This window comes from Burkholderia plantarii, assembly GCF_001411805.1.
Taxonomy (GTDB): Bacteria; Pseudomonadota; Gammaproteobacteria; order Burkholderiales; family Burkholderiaceae; genus Burkholderia; species Burkholderia plantarii.
Genome location: NZ_CP007212.1, coordinates 1,561,926 through 1,585,369, shown reverse-complemented (window position 1 = coordinate 1,585,369; position 23,444 = coordinate 1,561,926). Strand labels below are relative to the sequence as shown.

General features: G+C 65.7%; 9 protein-coding genes and 1 pseudogene. 4 read left to right on the top strand and 6 right to left on the bottom strand.

What is annotated here, in order from left to right:
- Positions 1–212: 212 nt before the first annotated feature.
- From bpln_RS37615 to bpln_RS06755, 3 genes and pseudogenes are all read right to left on the bottom strand, one after another.
- A pseudogene (locus bpln_RS37615) lies at positions 213–660 on the bottom strand (integrase core domain-containing protein); the annotation flags it as partial.
- 504 nt (positions 661–1,164) lie between these two features.
- Positions 1,165–1,482: a hypothetical protein gene (locus bpln_RS35145; protein ID WP_148653949.1), complete on the bottom strand. Its 318-nt coding sequence runs from the start codon at positions 1,480–1,482 to the stop codon at positions 1,165–1,167.
- A gap of 4 nt (positions 1,483–1,486) precedes the next feature.
- Positions 1,487–16,042, bottom strand: coding sequence for a LysM peptidoglycan-binding domain-containing protein (locus tag bpln_RS06755; RefSeq protein WP_158512010.1), 14,556 nt, complete (start codon positions 16,040–16,042; stop codon positions 1,487–1,489).
- Between the two features lie 227 nt (positions 16,043–16,269).
- On the opposite strand from bpln_RS06755, the gene bpln_RS35140 reads away from it, so the two are divergent.
- On the top strand, positions 16,270–17,394 hold the full coding sequence (locus bpln_RS35140; RefSeq protein WP_055138400.1) for a tetratricopeptide repeat protein: 1,125 nt from the start codon (positions 16,270–16,272) through the stop codon (positions 17,392–17,394).
- A gap of 115 nt (positions 17,395–17,509) precedes the next feature.
- Here the strand turns inward: bpln_RS35140 and bpln_RS06745 are convergent, their stop codons facing one another.
- Both bpln_RS06745 and bpln_RS06740 read right to left on the bottom strand, forming a co-directional pair.
- Positions 17,510–18,100 (bottom strand): DUF4442 domain-containing protein, encoded by a 591-nt coding sequence (locus bpln_RS06745; protein WP_175937905.1) that lies wholly within the window; start codon positions 18,098–18,100, stop codon positions 17,510–17,512.
- Positions 18,101–18,178: 78 nt separating this feature from the next.
- The gene (locus tag bpln_RS06740) at positions 18,179–18,859 is read right to left on the bottom strand and encodes a TetR/AcrR family transcriptional regulator (RefSeq protein WP_055139467.1); all 681 of its coding nucleotides are present in this window, start codon (positions 18,857–18,859) and stop codon (positions 18,179–18,181) included.
- A gap of 107 nt (positions 18,860–18,966) precedes the next feature.
- Here bpln_RS06740 and bpln_RS06735 point away from each other — a divergent pair, with 107 nt between their 5' ends.
- Together bpln_RS06735 and bpln_RS37295 are read left to right on the top strand one after the other, a co-directional pair.
- Positions 18,967–20,112: an FAD-dependent oxidoreductase gene (locus tag bpln_RS06735; RefSeq protein WP_055138398.1), complete on the top strand. Its 1,146-nt coding sequence runs from the start codon at positions 18,967–18,969 to the stop codon at positions 20,110–20,112.
- Positions 20,113–20,339: 227 nt separating this feature from the next.
- Positions 20,340–21,530: an FUSC family protein gene (locus bpln_RS37295; RefSeq protein ID WP_055138397.1), complete on the top strand. Its 1,191-nt coding sequence runs from the start codon at positions 20,340–20,342 to the stop codon at positions 21,528–21,530.
- 66 nt (positions 21,531–21,596) lie between these two features.
- Here the strand turns inward: bpln_RS37295 and bpln_RS06725 are convergent, their stop codons facing one another.
- The gene (locus bpln_RS06725) at positions 21,597–22,316 is read right to left on the bottom strand and encodes a ribonuclease activity regulator RraA (protein WP_055138396.1); all 720 of its coding nucleotides are present in this window, start codon (positions 22,314–22,316) and stop codon (positions 21,597–21,599) included.
- A 320-nt stretch (positions 22,317–22,636) separates the two neighbouring features.
- On the opposite strand from bpln_RS06725, the gene bpln_RS06720 reads away from it, so the two are divergent.
- Complete coding sequence (locus bpln_RS06720; RefSeq protein WP_148653947.1) at positions 22,637–23,392, top strand: cytochrome c; 756 nt, start codon at positions 22,637–22,639, stop codon at positions 23,390–23,392.
- Positions 23,393–23,444 lie beyond the last annotated feature (52 nt).

The window sequence follows — 23,444 nt, the reverse complement described above, 5'->3', positions numbered from 1 at the left end:
ACGAACCTGTTTTGAATATGTTTTTGAAATTTATATCCCCGACCGATTCGGGTTGCGAATCAGCTTTCTGAATTATCTTCTGTTTATGGAGGAATGGCTATTGGTTTTTCGGGTGATTTCGGGGATCAGGTCGAAGGATTGAAATTCTTGAATATTTCTGGCAGGTGGCGGTTGTTCTGGAGGGTTGGCCCGACTGATTTCTTCGGATCGCGTCAATCCTGGGGAGCCGCCTGGCTTGCCTCAGTTGAACAGTATCGCTGCTTGAACTCGTTGGGCGTCAGGTAGGCCAGACTCGAATGCGGCCGAATGCGATTGTAGCGACGCCGCCATTGCTCAATGACGATCTTGGCTTCGACCCGTGTCCGAAACCATTCCAGGCTCAGGCATTCGTCGCTGAACTTGCCGTTGAAGCTCTCATCGGCGCCGTTCTGCCATGGCTTGCCGGGATCGCTCAACACCATCTCCATGCCGTTCCGGACAGCCCGTTTCAGAATGGCGCGTAACACGAACTCCGGCCCATCGTCCGAATGCGGGTAACGTGGCACACCGTGCAGGCTGACCAGTCGTGGCAACACTTCGATCACCCCGCCCCGAGAGAATCGACCCTGCCACGTCGATGGCCAGGCATTCGCGGGGGTATTCGTCGATCACCGTCAACGCCGACCGAACACCGACCCACCTTTTCGGCGATTCGCCGAAGTAAATCTGACCCACCCGGGCTCCGTGTTACGCGGTAGCGTTCACGCTCGCCCGCGAGCCGCCACGGTCACCGGGCCCGGTCGGCGCTCATCGAATGGCTTTGCCGATCCGGAAAAATCGGGATCCGACGGAACCGTAGCGCGGGTATCGTGCCGAGAACCCACATCGCCGCCAGCACCGGCCAGCATCTTCTTCACTCGCGCGTTTTCCTGCTCGCGCTGCTTCAAGCGCAACTGGTCCGAAAATCGCCAGGCAGATCATCGACAACCAACTATTCATCGCGGCGAACGGATTACACCACGCCATACATATACTTGAGATAAAATTCGCCGAGAGACTGTGACCCGTTACGAGCCAGCACTCGAAACCATAACGAACGCATCAAACGCTCGCCCAATTCATATAAAACAATAATTAATATAAATCCAAGCAATATGTTGAGTAATATCCAGTTTTTTATTGCACTCAAATCAACTTTGATGCCTCTCGCGAAATAGCCGCCATGACAACTCTCATCACGGCATCGGCATCGATTCCCCCGTCGTCGATCTCGAGAAAATGAATTTCGTCGATATGATTTTTTTCAATATCTCGCGCCAAATCAACATTCTCCCGATTCACTATCCCCATCCCTAACCCAATTATCGAAAAAAAATCCGTTTTATATTTCATATGAGGATTGAAAATTCCAATTTCAGCAACCTCATGCCGACCTCTCGCATCGAGCAAGTCAAGTCCAGCCGTTACGGCCGCCTCAAGGGTTTCTGGATAAATTAATTTCATGATCTTACCTTTTGTAGAAATTGTATTGGAGTGTTGGATTTTTGGACGAAAAGCGAACCCACATCTCGTTCACCAAATATCCTTTCCGCTCTATACCTTGAAGTTGCGAAGGCACAGTCATCGCACCCGATCGAACGTCTGCCATAATCTCTCGCCCAATTTCATTCGTTTGAGCATGCAAATATCCATAGGCTCCTGCATAGTCGCCACGGTACGCTGATCCAAAAGAACGATCAAATGTAAGCTCGTATGTTCCATCGGCAGTCGAGGCTCGAATTCCTCGTGCGCCGTATGCTACAGCACCAGCAAGATCCTCAATACCTAGCGTCAAACCGCTTGGGTGATTATGTGTTATCCAATTCCCTTCCGCCAATGCCCACTGCTCATCTCCAAATCGGAAACTTGCGGTTGATTGACCATAAGGCTGACGTGCAACTGTCAGTATATTTCCGGAAGTTGCGTCGACAATGAAACCGACCTCTCTAGCTACTGCACCAAACCGAGATTCAATCCGACTTAATCGTTGCAATGCGTTCGTTTCAGCGTCAACAAGCGCGCTCTGCCCCGACACCCCCTTCACAGTCCCCGTCGCCACCGGCACAACGCTTGCTGCCATCCCAGCCAAGACGCCGGTATATTGCGCAGCATCCAGCGGGTCAACGCCAGTTGGACTGATGTAGTTCGCAATGGAGCTTGCAGCGTACGCCGCGCCCCCCACCGCGCCCCCGATGGGATCCAACGCAACTGCAAGCCGGCTCACCGTCCGATCGTACGGTCCAGTCCCCGCCTTGCCATCCCAAGCCTTGAATCCGGGCTGGTTATCCACAAGCGGCGGCAGCTTGATCAAGTCTTCCAGTATTCGCATCGTCGGCGGCTGACCGGCCGTCACCCCGATTGAACTCAGGAAGTCCGGCTCATTAGCCAATTGCGATGCATAAGCCTTCTCGGCCCGCATCTGCGCTTCCAGTCGCGCAGCGTCCGCTGCGTGTTCGGTTCGTTGTGCCGCAAGTTTCTGGTTCGCGGTCGAAACGAACTCCAAGCCAAGCTGGCGCTTGAATGCTGCGTCTCGAGCACGCGAGGCAGCCAGCGCGTCGTTGGCCAGTTGACCAAACTGATCCTGCAAGCCGTCAATAAACGCTTCCTCCCGCAGGCCTGCATCCAGTTGCCGACTCCAATTCGCGCGACTTGCGAAATCCTGCTCAGGATCGCCGCTATAAGCACGTACCGCTTCGGCCGTCGTCGAATTGACGTCACCTCCTGGACCATATAGCAAGCTCGCGCTCGACGTCGGCTGGCCCTTCATCCGGTCCACCACCATATTGCCAACCGTACTCGCCGCCGCATCCGCCGCAATCGCCCCAAAATCACGCGACAAACTCCCGCCGCGCACCAGTGTACTCGCAGCCCCCGCCGCCACGCTAGACGCAAATTCACTGGCATACGGAAGCTGCCCCAGGTCTGTCTGCCCCACTGCCGCCCCTGCCCCGTTCGCGATCGCGCTGGCCGCCACCCCCTTCCAATCAAAACCGCGCTGCGCACCGGTCGCGATGCCCAGCCCCTGCGAGATAGCCGAACGCGCCGCCCCTGACACGATTGCGCCGCCAGTCACGCCCAGGCTCTTCTGCAATGCAGCTGCGATACCCGACGCACCGAGTGCCGACCCAGCCCCCGCCGAGAAAGCCGATAACGCGATTCCGCTCAGGCTCAGGCCATGCTGCTGGCCTCCGGCAATCATCACGGCCTGGCTCGCCAGAGCACCGGCCGCGCCGCCCACGCCCGCAGCAATCGCGCCCGACGCGGCACCCAGTGAGCCGCCCGTCACACTCCCGGATACGGTCGCCACACCCAGGCTGCCGATCCCTCCACCTGCCGAAGTACCCGTCGCCGTCACGCCAAGCAATTCGGATGCGGCTCCCGCGGTATATATGGTCACCACCACCGCCACCACGATCGCGATAATCGGCAAGAACGAACCACACCCGCCTCCCTGAGAAGGTGGCGGAGGCGGAGACGGCAACGTCGGCTGCGTATTCCCAATCGCAAGGCCCGGATCATACGGTTTGAACGTGGTCGCGTTGTTATGGATGTTCGTGACCTTGTTGGGCACCGTCAGCAACTGCCCTAGCCGCAGCTCGTCGCCGTTCTTCAGCCCGTTCGCATCGGCGAGGATGTACCACAGGCTCGAGTCCCCCCACAGCGCCGACGCCACCGACTGCAGCGTATCCCCGTCACGCACCGTCCACTGCCCCGCACTCTGCGCCGGATACATCCCGTTAATCGGCATGTAGTTTTCGTCGAAATCCGCTGCGCTGATCGGCGTGAATACCTTGTACTGATTGTCATTACCCTTGCCCAGCTTACCGGCCAGCTCCTGCATGTAGTCGATCTGGTCGATGCCGTCGTTGCCCTGGTTACCGATCCGGTTGCCGTTCAGATAGTAGTAGTTGTGCTTGCGATCCCCCGATGCGCCGGAGATCTTGCCGTTCGTATCAACGCTGGCTCCCGTCAGCTCGTCGCGCCGCTGCACCTGTCCGCGTAGATCGGTCCAGTACTGAAACGCCCGCGCGTTGCCCGGCTGATTGCCGCCATCGTCATAGGTGCTTTGCAGGTTGCCGTTCGCGTCGTAATTGAAATACGACGTCGCCGGCTTCCATCCCGGGGAATTCGGATTCGTAGCCTGGGTCGTCACGCGCGACTGCTTTGCGTCATCCCACCATTCGTACGCGTAAGTCGAGACCGTGCTCGTCTGTAGTCTGTCATCGGGAGTCGTCGCGATTTGCGTCAGGGTGCCGTCCGCCATGCGTGTGTAACTTGTGGATGCGCCGTGCAGGACATCGCGTTCCAGCTTCAGCATCCCGTCGGCATCCCAGTCGCGGCTCAGCCCCGTCACCTGCTGCCCCGTCGCCGGGTCATATTCCAGAAACGTCGTCACGCGCCCCATCAGATCGTTCGTGCGCTGCTGCACGATCGCGTTATTCACGCGCTGCGTAGACAAGTAGCCGTTCGCGTCATATTCATACGTCTCGGTGCGCCCGTCCTTCGCATAGACGGCTACCGTCCGCTCCCCGGCCGCGTTGTAGGCGATCTGCACACCATCGCCGCCCGCCGCGCCCGCCACGATGTGGACGCTGGTGTCGTTCGGATCGGTGGCCGGCGCGCCGGACAGGCTGCCCATCGATACCGTGAAGCGGTTCAGCGCATCGTATTCATACCAGTAGTCCTGCGTCTGCTGGTGCGAGCCCACCAGATCCGTATACACCGCCTGCATGCGCCGGCGGTTGCCTACCGCGTCGTACTCGTAATACACCTTGTAGCTGCTGTCTTCGATCGCGGTGACGCGATTCAGCGCGTCGTAGGTCACCGCCGACTGCGCGAAGATGTAGGTATAGCCGAAGTTCGTGAAGTATTCGGAGGTCCGGTTGCCGTCCCCGTCGTATTCGTACAGCGACTGTGTCTGTTCCGTGTTGTCGACGATCGACCGCACGAGCCCGTTCGAGTAATAGCTGTAGTCGACGTTCTGCCCGCTCGTGCCTCGTTGCTGGGACAGGAGCCCTGCCCAGTTGTACAGGTACTGGAACACGTGACCACCGAGGTCGGTATGGATCATCAGACGGCCGAACAGGTCGTTCTGGTCGACGATGCTCATGCCGTTGGCGTTGGTGGTCGTTCGTACCCAGCCGCCCGTGGTCACGGCGCCAGCCGAACCGATGCTCGACGCCCAGCGATAGTCATAGGTCAACGTGCGCCCGGCGGCGCTCACGGTCCTCACGATCCGTCCGTCGGCATCGTAGTAGGTGCGCTCGCGATTGCCGAGTGCATCGGTATGCGCAATTCGCTGGTTCAGCGAATCGTATTCGTAGCGGTCGACACTGCGCTGGCCATCGTTCAGCAGCGGGTGGTCGACTTCGATCAATCGGTTCCTCGCGTCGTACAGGTAATCGGTGCGGCGCCTCAATTCGTCATAGGACGTCCGCAGGTTGCCGAAGCTGTCGTACTGCATCTGCTTGGCATTGCCTAGCGCATCCCAGATCTTCACTGTCGAGGGCGTGGCGCTACCGTAATTCCATTGCTGCGTGGACAGATTGCCGTCTGCATCACGAGTTCCGACCAGATTACCGGTGCGATCGTAATAGAACGATGTTTCAGGCCGGGTCTGCACCTTCACGCCGTTCGCCAGCGTGACGCTGACCTGCGGCTCGCGCTTGAGCACCAGGGAACCCATGGTGTTGTATTGCGAATCGGTCCAGTTGCCGCGTCCGTCGCGCTCGCTGGACACCTCGCCGAACGCGTTGTGCAACTGCAGCCGATCGATCGTCGAATCGAGCGTGGTCTGGTAGAACCCGCTGATGATGTCCGTATTCGTAGCCGGATTATTGCGCGTGCCGGTATCGAAATAGCTCCCGCGCTCCAGCAGCACGTTGCCGGCGGCGTCTTTTGCCTGATAGCGATATTCAAACTCGACGTCGGTCGGCAGATCCGTCGCGTCGAACACGAAATAGCCCGATGCATCGCGCGTAAGCGTCACCTGGCTGAACGGGCGGTCGTAATCGTGATCCTTGTCCGTCGATGCGCGGTAGAAAAGCGTGAGCGTGCTGGCGGGCAGCGGCTGGCCGTCCAGGCCGGTCGGTTGAAACTTGAGGTAGGTGCGGCTCTGGCTGCCGGTCAGTTGGATCGTCGGGGTGCCGTATCCACCGACGGTAATCTCGCCCTTCCCCATCGACACCGGCCGTCCCGCTGCGTCATAGGCCGTGAAATTGATGGCATAGTTTTGCGACGATCCGCTTGCCGACAACAGGCCGCGGATATCCCAAACGAGTTCGCCGCTCAGACGCGGCACACGCGCATATTTCGTTTCGCCGCCCTGCTCCCAAGACACATCGATATAGTCGACATTGGACGGCTCCGAGAACGTGACGGACGTGTTCAGGTTGGCGAGGTAGTCGAGCGTCTTGATCGATGGGGAGCTTCCGCCGCCCGTGAGGGCGACTTCGCCGCTCATGGCGTCGATCTGATGCCAATTCGCATCGAACAGATCGATTTCCATCTCCCAATCGCCAGGACCATATCCCGACATGTCGATCGAAAACGCGCCGGTAACCGGGTTGCGTGTGAACCCGGCAGCATTGCCCCATTGCGTCGTACCAGCTTGGCGCATCTTCACGGTGACAATCGAGGCTATCTGCCGCGCACCAGCGCCACCGCTCGGCGCATACAGATTGAGAACCTGCGGAGAGGTCCAGATGTAGCTACCGGTCGCGTCCACGGTCAAACCCGGCCTGGAGCTTGCTGTACCGCTCGAGATCGATGTAGGGTCCATGGTGACGGAAGACGCTCCACCATGCGCGACGTGCAGGATATAAGCATCCCGACGCAACAGCGTGCCGCTCGGGTGGCCGTCGCCTCCGCCAGAGACGGCCATGAAAATCATCTCGTAGTCGCCGTTCGGCAGGCCGCTGAAATCAGCGGTATATGAGTTCGGTTGACTGAACGCGCTTCGGCCCAGCGGCTGGAACGTCTGCCCGGAATTGAGCGGGCGATAATACAACTGCGCACCAGCATCCGTGGGCAGATCATTCCGCGCCACGCTAACGAGATTGGTGGCGCCCTGCAGTGACGCACCTGTATAGAACGCATTCTGGGGAGCAATAGTGACGCCGTCGTACGGGCTATTAGCCTCTTGCGGCTGTCTTGCCTGGAATAACGTTCCTCCTTGAGAAATTGTCCCGACAGAAATGCGCCCCATTCCATTACGAGGTGTTATGAAAATCTCGGAAGTCGACGAAAAGTTCACATAATTCTGGCTACCCGCTCTGCTGGCTGCCCACAAGAACCCCGGCACATTGTAAGCAAGAGAAACCTGGAGCTGAGTGGAATTGACTGGTTGCGGAAGCGAGGTAGCTACGTCGACATGATCGAACGGGAACGATCTCCCCTCTCCATCTTGGGCCCATCCCCAGACATTTCCGTAGACGTGGTAGCTGACGCGCACTTCGACATCGTAAGCGCCATATACCTGCGAAAAATCAGGCAATGTATAGCTGAGCACACCCAGCGTGATGTGACCGGCTTCAAGGGAATAGTCTTGACCGAGATCGCCGTAGTTCATCGTCCATCCAAGGCTGACGTAGCCAACGCCACCCGCTGTCGCCACACCGGCACCGTTGCCTCCCGCGGCTAACGTCTGGACAGGTGCTATCACTACACGTTGCGCCTTCGACAGCCACCCCCCGATCTTCAGCACCGTATTCGCGAACGTCCCGCCCTCGATCTGGATATCGACCGGCGCGAAGCCCACGCGCGGCTGCCCGGCAGACGTCTTCGGCTGGCGGATCTGCACCACCTCGTTGCGTGCGTCATACAGCGTGAACGTCTGCATCATGTCCACGCGCTGCAGCAGCGCATTGAGGTCGGTCACGGTCTCGATCGAGAAGCTGCGCAGGTCGCTGCCCATCGACTCGATCTTCAACGTCGCGTTGCCGTTGCGGTCGTACATGTACAGGTGCGAGATGCCGTCGTCGAAGTTCGTCCGGACCACACGTCCCGCGTTGTCGTAGTCGGCATACTCCTGCCACTCGCCGTTCGGCCCGCCGCCGTTGGTGCGGCGCGCCACGACGTCGCCATAGGCGTCATAGCGCGTCTCGTGCGTCGTCCCCGTGTTCTGCACGCTCCCGTCGCGAGCCGCTAACTGCACGCTGCGATAGGTCTCTCGATTCCGTGCGTCGTAGAGGAGGGTCGTGATGTCGACCAGTCTTTGGCCGTCCGCGTCGTCGCGCGCCTGCGCGAACCCGACGATATTGCCCGCCGCGTCATAGCTGTAGTTGATGTAATTGCCGTTCGCGTAGACCTTGTTCACCAGCCGCCCGCCCACGCCGTACTGATAGAACGTGACCTGATCGATATCGCCCTTGCGCGTCTCCTTCACGAGATTGCCGAGCCCGTCATACTCGTACAGCGTCGTCGCGCGCGTGGCGCTGCCGTGATAGTCGAGGAACGTCGGCAGCTTCTCCGAGACGCGATGACCGAGCGCGTCGTAGACGTAGTCGTAGCGGTTGTTGTTGGCGTCGATCTGATCCAGCAGGTTGCCTTCGCCGTCATACTGGTACTGCGTCGTGGCGCTGCCGACCTGCTGCAGGAGCTTGCCGTTGTCGTCCACCGTGGCGTACTGCACGTTCAGGCGTGACTCGCTCGTCTTGCGCCCGTTACGGTCCCAGGTGTATTCGGTGATGCGATCGTCCGCGCTGCGCGGCCAGGTATCGATCAGGTTGCGGGCCGCACTCTGGTTCGACGTGTACTGATCGGGAAACGCGGTCGCGAACCGCGTTTCCCGAACCACCTCGCCGCGAGCGTCGAGATCATAGGCAATGCCGTAATGCATCGGATCGATCTCGAGGATCTTCTGGCCGCTGCCGTTGTAGAAATACACCGTGCGCCCCCCTGCCGGATCGACCTTCGCGATCACGGCGCCGCGGCCGTCGTACTCCCAGCGCGTGATGAGATCGGCGCCGGACGAGATCACATACTCTTCCTTGACGTCGATCGGCGTGGTCGGATTCGAGTCGGAATTGAGCACGAACCTGCCGCTCGCGACATCCACCACGCGCGATTCGAGCACGTGCGCATCGGCGTCATAGATGAACCGCGTCTCGCGAACATTGGTCTGGTCGACCGGCGCGGGCGGCTGCGAGCCCCGGGTGGGCTGCACCGGATCGCCGAACACGCGCGAGCGCAGCACATTGCCGGCTTCGTCGTAGGTCCACAGCGTCAGCGTGCCGGTCGCGCTGACCTCGCCGGTCTTGCGGCCCACCGCGTCGTAGTACCAGGTCGTGGCATGACCGTTCGCGTCGATCTGCGAAATCTGGTTGCCGCGAACGTCATAGATCGATTGCTCCGTCACCGTTCCGGTGGTGCCCGCCAGCTCCACCTGCTTCGTCGTGCTCACCTGCCGGTTCAGCAGATCGAAGCCGTAGCGCGTGACACGTTCCTCGGGCAGGCCCTGCGCCTCGATGCTCGTGATGCGGTTGCCGCGCGCGTCGTACTCGTAGCGATTCACCACCGGCCAGCCGCTCGACGTCACCGGCAGCGTTTCCGACAGCATGTGGCCCATGCCGTCATACGTGTACGCGAACGTGCCGCCCACCTTGTTGGTGTAGCTCACGCGATTGCCGAAGCCGTCGTAGGAATAGGTCTGGACATAACCCTCGGCGTCGGTCGAGCGCGTCAGCCGGCCGAGCTTGTCGTACTCCATGCGCGTGACCGCATCCTTCGGATCGCTCGGCGGCAGGATCGTGGCCGGATCCAGGCGCCAGCCGTCACGCTTCCACGCATCGTCCATCGCACCGGCGCGTGCGCTCAGGTAGTCGGTCACCTTGCTGACGTTGCCGAACGCGTCGTAGTTCGTGCCGACCACCCAGTTCTCGGGGCTGACCTGCGCCACCACGCGATTGAGCTTGTCATAGAACGACACCGTCACGGCACCCATCGGATCGGTGGTCGTCACCGCGTTGCCGAATGCATCGTATTGATAGCGCGTGGTGTTGCCCAGCGCGTCCACCTTCGCGATCAGCCGGCCCGCCGCGTCGTAGGACTGCGTGCTGGTATGCGCCTGCAGCAGCCGCAGCTTCTGCGCATCGGTCAACGCCGCCATGGCCAGCGGCGCCCCGCTGGCGTCCACCACGCCGAGTTGCGAGCGCTCCCCGAGCGTCCACGACGTGTCGTGCTCGATCAGCTCGAAGCCCTGCGCGTCGGTCGCGGTGAGCTGGCGGCCGACGCCGTCATACGAGTAGCCGGTCGTGCTCGCCACCGCCGTGCCGTAGCCCACCGTCTTCTGGATCAGGTTGCCGGCCACGTCATAGACATTGTGCGTCGTGGACGCATCGGCGGTACCGGCCGCCACCGTCGTATCGGTCACCCGGCCCAGCGCATCGAGCGTGTATCGCGTCACGACCTGCTGCGCATCGGTCGTCTCGATCAAGCGCCCGGCGCCGTCGTAGCGATAGCCCGTGACGGCCGCCTGCGCCAGTTGCGCCGGATCGGCGAAATACCCGGCCAGCGTCGCGTAATTGTCATCGCTGCCGGTATAACGCCGGGCGTAGCGAATGGTCTGGGCAAGCCGGCCGGCGCCGTCGTAACGGTTTTCCGTCGCGTAGCCCTCGGCGTCCACCGTGTAGCGCAGGCGGTTCACTGCGTCGTAGACCTGCGTCGTCACGTGGATCCGGCCGGCCATCGCGGGCGACTGGAGCCACGCCTGCATCTGGTTCTCGAAGGCCGCCGCGTCTATCTCGCCGGCCGCCGCGTAGGCCGCGTCATACTGGATGCGCTGCGTGACGTTGCCATTGACGTCGTAGACGTTGCGCGTCACCGTGCCGGCGGCGTCGATCGTCGCGATCAGGCGATTGCCGCCGTCGTACACCATCCGCGTGACGTGATCGGCCGCGGTGCCGAGCGACCGGGGATCGCTCGCGCCCGCATAGGCGATCACGCGCACCACGTTGCCGGCGCCGTCGTATACCTGCTCCTTCACGTGGCCAAGCGCGTCTGTCGCGTAGCGCAGTTGGCCCAGCGCATCATAGGTGCTGTAATCGATCTGGTCGGCCGCCGAGCGGATGACCGATGCCAACAGTTGCGTTTCAGTCAGGCGCGACGGCAGCCCGCTCACGTCGATCGGCGTGGCGAATTTCTCCTGAGAAACGATCCGGCCTTCGGCGTCGCGCACGAAGTGCGTGACGGCCCCCGTCGGCCCCAGCACCCAGGTCTGCCGGCCGGCAGCGTCGTAGACGTAGCGCGTCACCGCGCCGGTCGCATCGGTCACCGCCACCGCGTTGCCCATCGCGTCGTAGGCATAACGCGTGCTGAGCCTGAGGCCGTCGGGATCGACGATGCGCTCCTGCAGGCGGCCGGCGCTGTCGTAGACGTTGCGCGTGACCTTGGGCGTGGCGCTGCCGTCGCCCTCCGTTACGGTCAGGACCTGACCGGTGGCGTCGTAGGTGAAGCTCGTCGCGAGCCGCCGGCCGTCCGGGTCCACCACCACGCTCACGCGCTGGCCGATCGCGTCGTAACGGGTACGCGTCACCATGCCGGACGGATCGGTGGTCTGCACGAGATGGCCCATCGCGTCGTATTCGTAGCGCGTGGTCAGGCTTGCCTCGCTCGACGAGACGAACTGGGTGCGCGTCAGCACGCGCCCCGCGAGGTCGTAGGTGTATTGCGTGGTCGCGCTGCCCGCCGCCGCGCCGCCTTCAGCGAGGCGTTGCCCGGCGTGATCGTAGCGATAGGTGAGCGTGGTGGTCGGGCTCGTGGTCCTGACGAGATTGCCGTCGAGGTCGTACTCGCTCGTGACCGTGTCGCCGCGCCCATCGGTCAGCGCCACCACCTGTCCCAGTTCGTCATAGGTCGTGGTGGTGACGATGCCCTCGAGCGTCATCATGTGGACCTGGCGGTTCGCGGCGTCGTACGAATAGCGCGTGGTGTTGCCGAGCCGGTCGGTCTGCGTCAACACGTTGCCGAATGCGTCATAGGTGGTGTGCGTCTGCCCCGCGCTGTCGCGCACGCTGACCAGCCGTCCGTCGCGGTCGTAGTCGGAGAAGCGCGACACGCCGTTCGCATCGACAGTCTGCGTTGCCCGGCCGAACGCATCGTAAGCGGCCGTCGTGACCAGCTTCAGGCCGTCGACGTCGGCCAGCTGCCAGGTCTGGTTGCCCGCCCGGTCGTAATCGTAGAACGTCCTGCGCCGCACGCCGTTCGCCACGTCCTGCGTCTTCGAGGCGACCTGGCCGAAAGCATCGTAGGCGTAGTCGACGGCCTGCCCCAGCGCATCGGTCTGTCGCGTCAGCCGGCCATCGGTGTCGTAATGAAAGCGCGTGTACGAGGTGTCGGCGCTGTCGAGCGCGGCAAACACGGCGGCGACGTCGTCGCCCAGACGCCCGCCCTGCAGGCCGGCGAGCGTGCCGGCGGCAAGCCGCACCGCGTAAGCGACCGTCTGCTCGATGTTGCCGAACGCATCGCGGCTTTGTCGCACCACCTCGCCGGCCGCGTTGACGGTCGCTACCACGCGATCGTAGGCATCGTAGTAGTACAGCGTCTTGCGGCCGATCGCGTCGGTCGACGACGTGCGCAGCCCCGCGGCGTCATAGGTATACGTCTCGCTGAACAACTGGCCGCGCAAGGCGGCGGCCGTGGCGGCGTCGCCGCCCGCCTCGGCCTGCGCGATCGAAGCCAGGATCCGGCTCGCCTCGCCCGAATACTTCCGCACGAGCCGGCCCCGCACGTCGTATTCGTAGGTGATCGTGGATTCGTGCGGCGGCGTGCCCTGGGTTTCGGTCAGCACCTTCCCCATCGCATCGTAGGTGTAGCGCGTCGTGCTGGTGCCGGTGACGGCGGCCGTGACCTGTCCGAGCAGGCGCCCCATCGCGTCATAGGCATAGGTCGTGCGCTCGATGGCGTCGGGCGCCGGAGCACCGGCCAGCAGCGCGGCGGCGTCGAGCGTGTAGCGCGGGTTGACGACCTGCGGCGACAGGCTCGCCGACGGCGACGCGACGATCGGCGTGAGGGGATGCTCGCCCAGCGACGCCACGTACAGCGTCACCGGATTCGCGGTCGAGATGTCGAACTCGATCGTATGGACGTCGAGCGCCACCACGCCCGGCACCGCCAGCGAATAGCCGGCATAGTCGCTCGAGGTCAGCGTCACGGTGCCCACCAGCACGCCGTCCATGCGCACGCCGACGGTGGCGCCCACCGCGCCCGACATCGCGAGCCTGAGCCAGACCAGCTGCGGCTGGCCCAGCGTGTCCTGCGCGACGCGCTGGCCGGTCACGCGCTCGGTCAGGTTGCCGCGCGCGTCGTATTGATAGCGCGTCAGGTAGCCTTCGCCGTCGATTTCCGCGGACAGCAGCCCGCGTGCATCGTAGACATAGCGCGTCACGACATCCCGCGCGCTCGCGGCCGGAATCAGCATCGCGAGCGTCGGCGACGGCGGCGACGCAGGCGAGGCCGCGAACGCGTTGCGCAGCGTCTCGTCCACCGGCGTGGCGTAGGCGATCACCTCGGTGCGCTCGCCGGCCGCGTTGTAGCGCGTCTCGGTCAGGTAGCCCTGCGGATCGATCTCGCCGCGCAGCAGCCCGTCGCGGTCGTAGAGGTAATGCGTCGTGCGGTCCCGCTGCGGGTTCGCCGGCGGCAGGCCGGTGGCGGGAATCGCGTTCGGGTCGAAGCGGTTGTAGCGCACCGTCTTCGAGATCAGTTGACCGAAGCCGTCGTAATCGTATTGCGTCACCACGCCTTCCGAGTCGATCGTGTGATCGATCCAGCCGGCGTTGGTGCGCGCCGAGATCTCCCAGCGGTCGGCGGCCGTGCCGGCCGGTCTCAGGTTGGCGTTGTCGAGCGTCAGCGCGGCGCCCGAGGCGGTGCGCGAGAGCGGCCGGCCGTTGCCGTCGACCAGCGTGGCGAGCTGGGCCGCGGTGAGGCGCGTGGCGTAGGTGATGGTTTTCGTCTGCAGCGCGGTGGCGGCGTCGTAGACGGTTTCGGTCAGCGTGCCGTCCGGCCCGATCACGGCGACCTGCTGGTTGCGCGAGTTGTAGAGGTAGTGCGTGCTGCGCCCGTCGGCATCGGTGCTCATGCTGAGCCGGCCGTCCGGATCGTAGGCGTTGCGAACCTGCGAGAGCGTGGTGCCGTGCGCGCTCTCGACCGTCGAGACCAGTGCGCCCGCACTGTCATAGGTCGAAGTGCGCGTCAGGCCGCTGGCGAACGTCACCGACACCGCGTGGTGGACGTCGTCGTACTGGTAGGTGGTCAGCGCGCCGTCGAAGCTGGTCGAAGCGAGCAGCCGGCCCAGCCCGTCGTAGGCGAACTGCTCGACCTGCTCCTGCCCCGGCACGCCCACGTAGTGCTGCAGCAGGCGGCCATGCGGATCGTAGACATAGCGCATCTGCGTGATGCCGCCCGAGGGGTCGCCCGTGCCGTCGGCCAGCAGGCGCTCGTAGCGCGTCTGCACGGCGAGGTTGCCGCGCCAGTCGTAGCTGGAGTCGATTCGCAGCGCGTTCTGGCGAACACCGGCCCCACCTGCCCACGTGTCGAGCGCGCCCAGCGACAGCGCGCGCGTGTCGGGCAGCGCGCTGACGTCGTAGACGGCACTCGCGTAATGGATCTCCGAGACGCGCTGGCCCGCCGCGTCGTAGCGATATTCCGTGACGCGCCCTTCCGCGCTCACCACGTAGCGCAGATGCCCGAGCGCGTCGTAGGCATAGCGCGTGGTCTCGGTGCCGAACTCGGCCGCCGGATACGGGCCGCCGATCGTTTCGGTCAGCAGCTCGTTGTGGGCGCCATAGGTGCGGGTGATGCTCGAGAGCAGCCCCGACTGCCGGATCAGGTTGCCTGCCGCGTCGTAGCTGAGGTCGATGTCGCCCAGCGCGGTGTCGCTCTGATGGACCAGATTGCCGGCGGCGTCGTACCGGAAGCTGATGCTGCGTGCTTCGGACAGGTTCGACACGCGGGTCAGGCGCCCCGCCGCGTCCCAGTCGAGCTGCTGCGCGAAACCGAGCGGATCGACCACGGTGACGCGCTGGTTCGCGAGGTCGTACTGCAGGCGCGTCACGCGATCGATGCCGTCGACGCCCGTCTGCGTGATCGTCGCGACGCGATAGAGCCCGTAGTCGAGCGTGTAGGTGAACGCCAGCCGCGAGCCGTCGGACTGCGCGAGCGAGGCCACGCGCTGGCTGTCGCCGTCGTAAGTGTAGGTGGTGGTGAACACCTGCCCGTCGGCGATGCTGCCGTCCTGCGGCGTCAGATCGATCGTCACCGAGGACAGGCGCCCCAGCGCGTCGTAGCCGTAGTACACCGAGGTCTCGGTGGCCTGCTGGCCGCCGGCGAGCCGGTAGGTGCTGCGCAGCGCGGCGAGCCGGCCCGCCGCGTCGTAGTCGAGCCGCGTGACGTCGCCGCCGCTGGTCGCCACCGTGGTGAGCCGCCCCGCCGCGTCGTAGACGTAGCTGACCGTGTTGCCGTCCTCGTCGCGACTCGCCACGAGCCGCCCGCCGTTGCCCGCGTCGTAGGTCTCGGTGGCCTGCCCGCGACCGTCGCTCCAGATCCAGCGGTTGGCCGCCGCATCGAAGCGGATCGTGGCGTGCGCGCCGGTGGTGGTCACGGGCGCGAGGCCCGGGTTCAGCGCGTCGCCGATCGCCACGCCGGTCGGGGCGTTCGAGACGTAGGCGCCGAGCGCGGCGTCGTAGGTGTAGGTCGTGTACGAACCATCCCAGTCGGTCTGCACGATCGTGCTGCCCGCGGCGCCGAGCGTGCCGCTCAGCTCGCCCACCGAGCGCGTGGCGCCCTCTCTCCAGCTGTCGCCGGCAAGCTGCCCGAGGCTGTTGTAGGCACGATAGACGGCTCCGCTCACGCCCTGGCCGAGCAGCATCTGGTCGCGATCCTGGATCATCAGGTTGCCGTTGGCGACGTTGACGTAGACGCTCTCGCCGGACTGGCCGAACGCCGCGCTGCCGAGCACGCCCCGGCCGCCCAACCCTTGCAGCGAAGACGATTGCAGCCCCAGCCCGTTGCCCGTGACGATCCCTACCATCGCGCTCTCCCCGTATGCGTATGCTTGCCGCCCGGGTCGATGGACGCGGGGCGGCGGTTCTCGGGGAGTTATCCGGGGCTGGAGAAATCCGTTCAGTGTTTCGGGGCGTTTGTTACATTTCGTTGCAATCCCGCCAAACGAATCCGGATGCGGCCGTCGCTGCCTCGCCATTCGTTCCGCGGTCCTGCTATCCTGCCGCGAACTTGACTTGCCCAGGGAAAGACGCGATGACCGTTGCCTCGCAGGCCGAATCCGGCCGACTCGATCGTCTGCTCGGCTACCTCGAACAGGATCCCGAGAACCTCGCTCTGGTCGCCGACGCCGCCGCCTGCGCGTTCGACGCAGGCCACCTCGACCAGTGCGGCGTCCTGCTCGCCCGCTACGAGGCGGCTCGCCCGCTGCCTCCCGGACTGATCCACCTGCACGGCCTGCTGGCCATGGCGCACGGGGAATTCGACGAAGCGCTGCAACGCTTCGAATCGCTGGGCGAGCAGCACGGCCAGCCCGGCGTGGACTACAACATCGCCTACGCGCACGCCATGCGCGGGCGCTACGAGGCCGCCGCCGCGCTCGACGCCGCCGTACTCGACGCGATTCCCGACGCGCCGGCGCTGAAGCTGCGCGGACTGCACGCACTCGGCAGGCTCGACGACGCCACGCAGCTCGGGCGTGCCTACGTCGATCGGCCGGACGCGAGCCCGGCATTCGTCGGCGCGTTCGCCACGCTGCTGTTCGATCGCGGCGACCCGGACGGCGCGCGGCGCCTCGCCGAGCGCGCCCCGGACACCGCCGACGGCCTCGTGATCACCGGCCTGTTCGCGCTCGAAGCCGGCGACGAGGCGCGCGCCGCGGCGCTGATGCAACGTGCGCTGCAAACCAACCCGCGTGAAGCGCGCGCGACGCTGGGGCTCGGCCTGTGCCTGCTGTCCGGCCAGCAGTTCGACGCGGCGGGCGGCACGCTCGACGACGCGGCCTCGCGCCTCGCGACGCATGCCGGCGCCTGGGTCGCGGCGGGCTGGGCCTATCTGATGGGCGGCAGGATCGGCGCCGCTCGCGAACGCTTCGAACGCGCCGCCGCCCTCGATCGCGGCTTTGGGGAGGCACATGGCGCGCTGGCCGTCGCCGACGCGCTCGACGGTCGGGCCGATGACGCGCGGCGCCATGCGCAGGTCGCGCAGCGCCTCGATCCGTCCGGCCTGTCCGCCGCCTTCGCGCAAAGCCTGCTGGCCGAGCAGCACGGCGATACCAACAAGGCGAACGAGATCCGCAGCATCGCGCTCAATCGCCCGCTCGGCCCGGACGGACGCACGCTGATGCAAGTGCTGACGGCGCGCGGCCAACGCGAATCGTGATCTCGCCGGCGCGCTCGCCGATGATGTCGGCGTGGACGGCGGGCATCGCGGCGGCCTGGCCAAGGCCAGGTGCGAGTCGCTCCCCGGCATGTGCCGCTCCGAACGGCAAGCGCCCTCACCCCTTCGCCTTGAAACTCCAGGTAAAGAAGAACTCGCCCACCTGATCGCCCTGCTCGTCGGTGCCGACGCTGCGCATCCGAAGCGTCCGCGGCACGCTGTCGGCAACCACATCACGCAGCACCGCATCCACCGCCTCGCCCTCGTCGCAGCGAAACGCGATCCGGCCGACCGCCTTCTTCGAGAAGTTCGCCTCGAGCCCGACCAGCAGCAGCGAAATCCGGCGCTCCGTTTTGCGCAGCCTGGCGATGCAGAGCGCGCCGGTCGAGAACTCGGCCGCCATGCCTTCCACGGCCCAGAACATGCTGTTGAACGGGTTCCGGTTCAGCCAGCCGTAGCGCACCGCCATCCGGCAGGACCTGTCGTCCAGATGCTGCAGCTTCACGCCGGCGATCCAGGCGATCGGCACCTTGGCCAGGATGAAGGCGTTGAAGAAGAGTCGATTCATCGCGCGTGCTCTCGTGGGCGGCTTCGTGAACGCGTCTGCGGGACCGGGGGGTGAGGGGTTCGGCACGATCGCCAGCGGACCACCGCCATGGTAAGCGACGGCACCGGCCGTTCGATCGGCCATGTCTTCGAGGAGAGCCACGTCACGTTCCGCGGCGTCGATCCGGTCGCGAGGGACAGCCTCAGGCATCGCCGCCGCCCCCCGCTCCGCCGCCGCGCGTCACCGCCCGTGGGCCGCCTCGATCCCGCCGACGATCAGGTCGATGCCGGCCAGAAAATCGTCGCGATCGTCATGCGCGCGCAACTGCGCGGCGATACCGCGCGTGAACGGATACGCATCGGGATCGAGCGCCGCCCAGACCGTCGCCACCTCGCCCAGCAGCGCGTCGCGATCGGCATCCAGCTCGCGCGCGATCAGCGCGTTCGCCGCGTTCTGCCCGCTCACGCCGAGGATGTAGCTCGACAGCGCCGATACGGCGGCCCACTGCGCGCGCGCCGGCACGCCGAGCGCCTGGATCTGCCGGCCGAGCCGCTCGAGAATCCGCACCATCGGCAGCGCGCCCGGCGCGCGCGTGAGCGCGGCCCCGACCCAAGGATGCGCGTCGATCGTCTCGAACAGCCGCCGGGCCAGTTCGCGGATCGCCGCACGCGGCGCCGCGCCGTCGTGCGCCGGGTCGGTCGCGCGCGCCACCACGGCGTCGCAGGCGGCCGTCAGCAGGTCGCGCTTGTTGTCGATGTGCCAGTAGATCGTGCCGGGGCCGGTGGCCAGCCGCCCGGACAGCGCGCGAAACGTCAGCCCGCTCTCGCCGCCGCTGTCCAGCAAGGCGATCGACGCCTCGACGATCTGCTCCCGCGACAGCGACTCGCTGCGCCGCTGCGCACTGCCCGCCTTCTTCACCATGCCGTTCTCCACGCCCCGTTCCACGGGCTGTCTTGATTTCAATGGAATGTTGTTCCAGAATGACTGGAATGACGTTCCACAGAGTAGCGCAATCAACGGGAATCCGGATGACCATCTCGATCGCCATCGTCGGCGCGGGGCTCGGCGGACTGACGCTGGCCCGCGTGCTTCACGTCCACGGCATTGCCGCGACGGTCTACGAGGCCGATGCCTCGGCCGATGCGCGCCCGCAGGGCGGCATGCTGGACATCCACGAACACAACGGCCAGCGGGCGCTGAAGGCGGCGGGCCTGTTCGAGCGCTTCGTCACGCTGATCCATCCGGGCGGCCAGGCCACGCGCGTGCTGGACCGGCACGGCACGGTGCTGTTCGACCAGCCCGACGACGGCACGGGCGGCCGCCCCGAGGTGCCGCGCGGCGCGCTGCGCCAGCTGCTGCTCGACGCGCTGCCGGCCGGCACGGTGCGCTGGGGGCACAAGCTCGTGGCGGCGAGCCCGCTCGGCGGCGGCCGTCACGCGCTGCACTTCGTCGATGGCTCGACGGCGAGCGCCGACCTGCTGGTCGGCGCGGACGGCGCGTGGTCGAAGGTCCGCGCGCTGGTCTGCGCGGCGCAGCCGGCCTACGCCGGCGTGAGCCTGGTCGAGACCTGGCTCATCGACGCCGACACGCGCCATCCGGCCAGCGCGCGCATGGTGGGCGGCGGCGCGCTGTTCGCGCTGGCGCCCGGCCGGGGCATCCTCGCGCATCGCGAGCCCGGCGGCGTGCTGCACACCTACGTGGAACTGCGCAAGCCGAAGGACTGGCTCGACGCGATCGATTTCGGCGATCCGGCGGCGGCACGCGCCGCGGTAGCGGCCGAATTCGCGGATTGGGCACCGGCGCTGACCGCGCTCGTCACCGCCGGCGACGCGGCGCCGGTCCCGCGGCCGGTCCATGCGCTGCCGGCCGCGCACCGCTGGCCGCGCACGCCCGGCGTGACGCTGCTCGGCGATGCCGCCCACCTGATGCTCCCGTCGGGCGAAGGGGCCAACCTGGCCATGTTCGACGGCACCGAACTCGCGCGCGCCCTCGTCACGCATCGCGGCGACGTCGAGGCCGCGCTCGCCGCCCATGAAGCGGCCATGTTCCCGCGCAGCGCGGCCGAGGCGGCGCAGGCGGAGGATCTGCTCGAGGTCTGCCTGGGCGCCGGCGCGCCGCGCAGCCTTGTCGAATTCTTCACGCGTCATCCGTCCGCGCCGCGCGCGACGTCCTGATTGCGCAATTTTGATCGACTATCATCGGGGGAAACCCGAACTACCTGACCGGCGTCGTACCCTCGATGCCGGCCGGATACGTTCGTGGACTCGCCTCAGCGGGCACGCGCCAGGCCGGAGATCCCGGCACCGACGCGCCCCGAGGCGCCCTCAACGCCGGGCCGTCGTGCCCGGAAGTCGGCGCACGGCCACGAGCCGGACGCCGACCTGCACGGAAATCGTCGATCATGATCGCCGCCTGCTCGCGCGCATTCAGCCGCGTCCACACCCATGACCCCGCGTTCGCGCGCCTGCGGGTCGCCCTGCGTTCGACGCTCGCCAGCCTGCTGACGGCCGGCCTCGGCATCCTCGAAGCACTCCAGCATCACGACTCGCCCACCGTGGCCATACCGGGTGCGCTGTTCGCCATGATCGCCCCGCTGTTCCTGCGCGAGGCGCGCTGGTCGGGCTGGCTCGTCTCGCTCGTGATGCTTGGCGCCTGTGCCGGCGCCGCCTTCGCCGCCGCCGCCGAGGTCGCCACGCAGCCCGCGCTGCGCGGCGCCGGCTCGCTGCTCGCCGTGTTCATCGGCGTGCTCTGCCAGTCGCTCGGCGCGCGCGCGGTGGGCGCCGCGATGCTGACCCTGGTGTGCTTCTACCTCGGCCTGTATCTGCATCCCGCCGGCGAACGGCTCGCGGACATGCTGACCGTGATGGCGATGGCGCCGTTCGTCGTCGCGCTCGTGGGGCGCGTCGTCATTCCGATGGAGCGGGTCGATCCACCGGCGCCGGCGCAGGCGTTTGCGCGCACGCTGCCCCACGGCCTCGCGGCAGCCAGCACATGGGCCGCCGCCGCGCTGCGCTACGCGGCCGATCTGGTCGTGACCGGACGGCCCAGCGAACGGCCGCTCGCCGAGCTGCTCGCGCACCGGCTGCATCGGCTCGCGTGGCGCCCGGCGCTCGCCGCCACGCTAGCGGCATTGCTGGCCATGCTCGCCGGCAACGCGATGTCGGAGGAACGCTCGATGTGGGCCGTCATCAGCACCTTCGTGGTGTTTCTCGGCACCACGTCGTATCAGGGCACGCGCGAACGCATCATGAAACGCGTGGCCGGCACGCTGACGGGCGCGGCGGCCAGCGTGCTGCTGATCACCGCGTGCGGACACCAGCCGTGGGTGCTGGCCGCCGCGATCGTCGTGTCGGTATTTGGCTGGGCCTACTACATCCTGCATGCCTACGCGCGCGGCGTGTTCTTCATCACGATGCTGGTCGGGCTGCTGTATGGCCAGTTGGGCTTCGCCATCATGCCGCTGGCGCGCCTGCGTATCGAGGAAGTACTCGCCGGCTGCCTGATCTCGCTGGCGATGGCCTTGCTGCTGATGCCGTCGACCGGCGCCCGCGGGGCGGTCGCGCCGGGCGGCGGGCAACGCGCTGGCCAATGAACGGATAAACGGGCCGCGCCGGCATCGTGGCCGCACACACGCCGCCGCGCGTATCGGCCGGCGCTCTCAGCGGCCGTGACGGCTGCGCCAGGCCGCGAATTTCTCCTGCGTGGCCGGATGCGTCGCCGGGTAGAGCCCGATGATCGTCTCGCCGGCCCGCACCTGCTCCATCACGAAGTCCTCGAACGCGGTCATCTCGACGGCCTCGGTGGTTATCGCTGCGACAAGGTGCGCCGGAATCACGATCACGCCATCGTTGTCGCCCACCAGCACGTCGCCGGGAAACACCGGCGCGCCGCCGCAACCGATCGGCACGTCGATGTCGAGCGCCTCGTGCAGCGTGAGGTTGGTCGGTGCCGAGGGGCGTTGATGGAAGGCCGCGATGTCGGCCCGCGCGATCTCGTCGGCATCGCGAAAGCCGCCGTCGGTGACCACGCCTGCCACGCCGCGCTTCATCAGGCGCGTGACGAGAATGCCACCCGCCGAGGCCGCGCGCGGATCGTTGCGGCTGTCCATCACCAGCACCGCGCCGGGCGGACAGGTCTCCACCGCCTTGCGCTGCGGATGCTCCGGATCACGGAATACCTCCAGGCCGTTGCGGTCCTCGCGAGCCGGGATGTAGCGCAGCGTGAACGCCTCGCCCACCATGCTTTTGTCGAGCCGCCCGAGCGGCGTGACGCCCTGGATCACCTGGTTGCGCAGGCCGCGCTTGTAGAGCGCGGTGGCCAGCGTGGCGGTGCTGATCGTTTCGAGTTGCTGACGCAGGGCGTCGGTCAGTCGGGTCATGGGCGGGCCTTGGCTGGATGGATTTGGAGCGCCTTGCGGCGGCGGGCTAGGCGCGATCCGGTGGCCGACGATTCCCGCTGCAGCCGTGAACGATGGCGCGAAGGTGACTATCACGGATTGGCCGGCTCAGGTCACGGAACGCCACCTCGAATGCCATATGCCAATCCCCGTAGCTTAACCAGAACTGATGCTCAATGGCGTAGTGCATAGTGAGGCGCGCCACGGGCGCTCGCTTACATGAGGCCGATTCGATGCCATGCCGTCTGGATATCGAACCATCTCACAGATGAGCGGAGACAATGACGGGACGACGCACGTTCGTGAAAGAGGCGCTGGTCACGGGGACTGCCGCCGTGCTGGCGAACCCCGGCACCGGCATCGCGCAGGAATCCGCCATGCAACGGGCGTTCGACACGATGCGCACCAACGCCCGGGAAGCCGCCACGCGCGCATGGGACGGCTCGCCGATCAGCACGGCGCGCCTTTGCGCCGAAGTGTGGAACGTGATTCGCCGCTGCCGCCGCCGATCCCGACGTCCAGGCAGGCCGCGCGCCGTTCATGCAGAAAAGGGATGCTACGAATGCCACGGCATCTCCGGCCAGGGCAGCATCGGCACGGGGCCGGCACGCGCGCCGCCCCCGCTGCCGCTCGCGGCGATGCCGGCCTACGTGCATGCACCGACCGGCCAGATGCCGCCGTTCAGCGCGAAGATCCTCTCGAACGACGATATCGCACGGATTCACGCCTACCTCGATTCGATTCCCGCGAATCCGCCCGTTGCCGCGATCGCGCTGCTGAACGACGGAACCGTGGGCACGCATGCCACGCGGATGGCGGCCGAGACGGCCGGGGTCGGCGTCGGAAACGCTCACGGAGCGTCGATCTTCGCGGCGAATTGCGCGGGATGCCATGGTCCGCATGGTGAAGGCGGCGTGGGACCGAAGCGCGTCGGCATCGCGGCAACGCTGTCGCTCGATGGCGTGGCATCACGTATCCGCGAGCCGTCCGGGATCATGCCGATGCTGTATCCGAAACCCTCGATGCGACCCACGTGGGGGACGTGGCGCGTCATGTGACGTCGCTCGCGGAGTAAGGGGCGATTCGGCTGCAGGCATGTCTCGCGGCGCG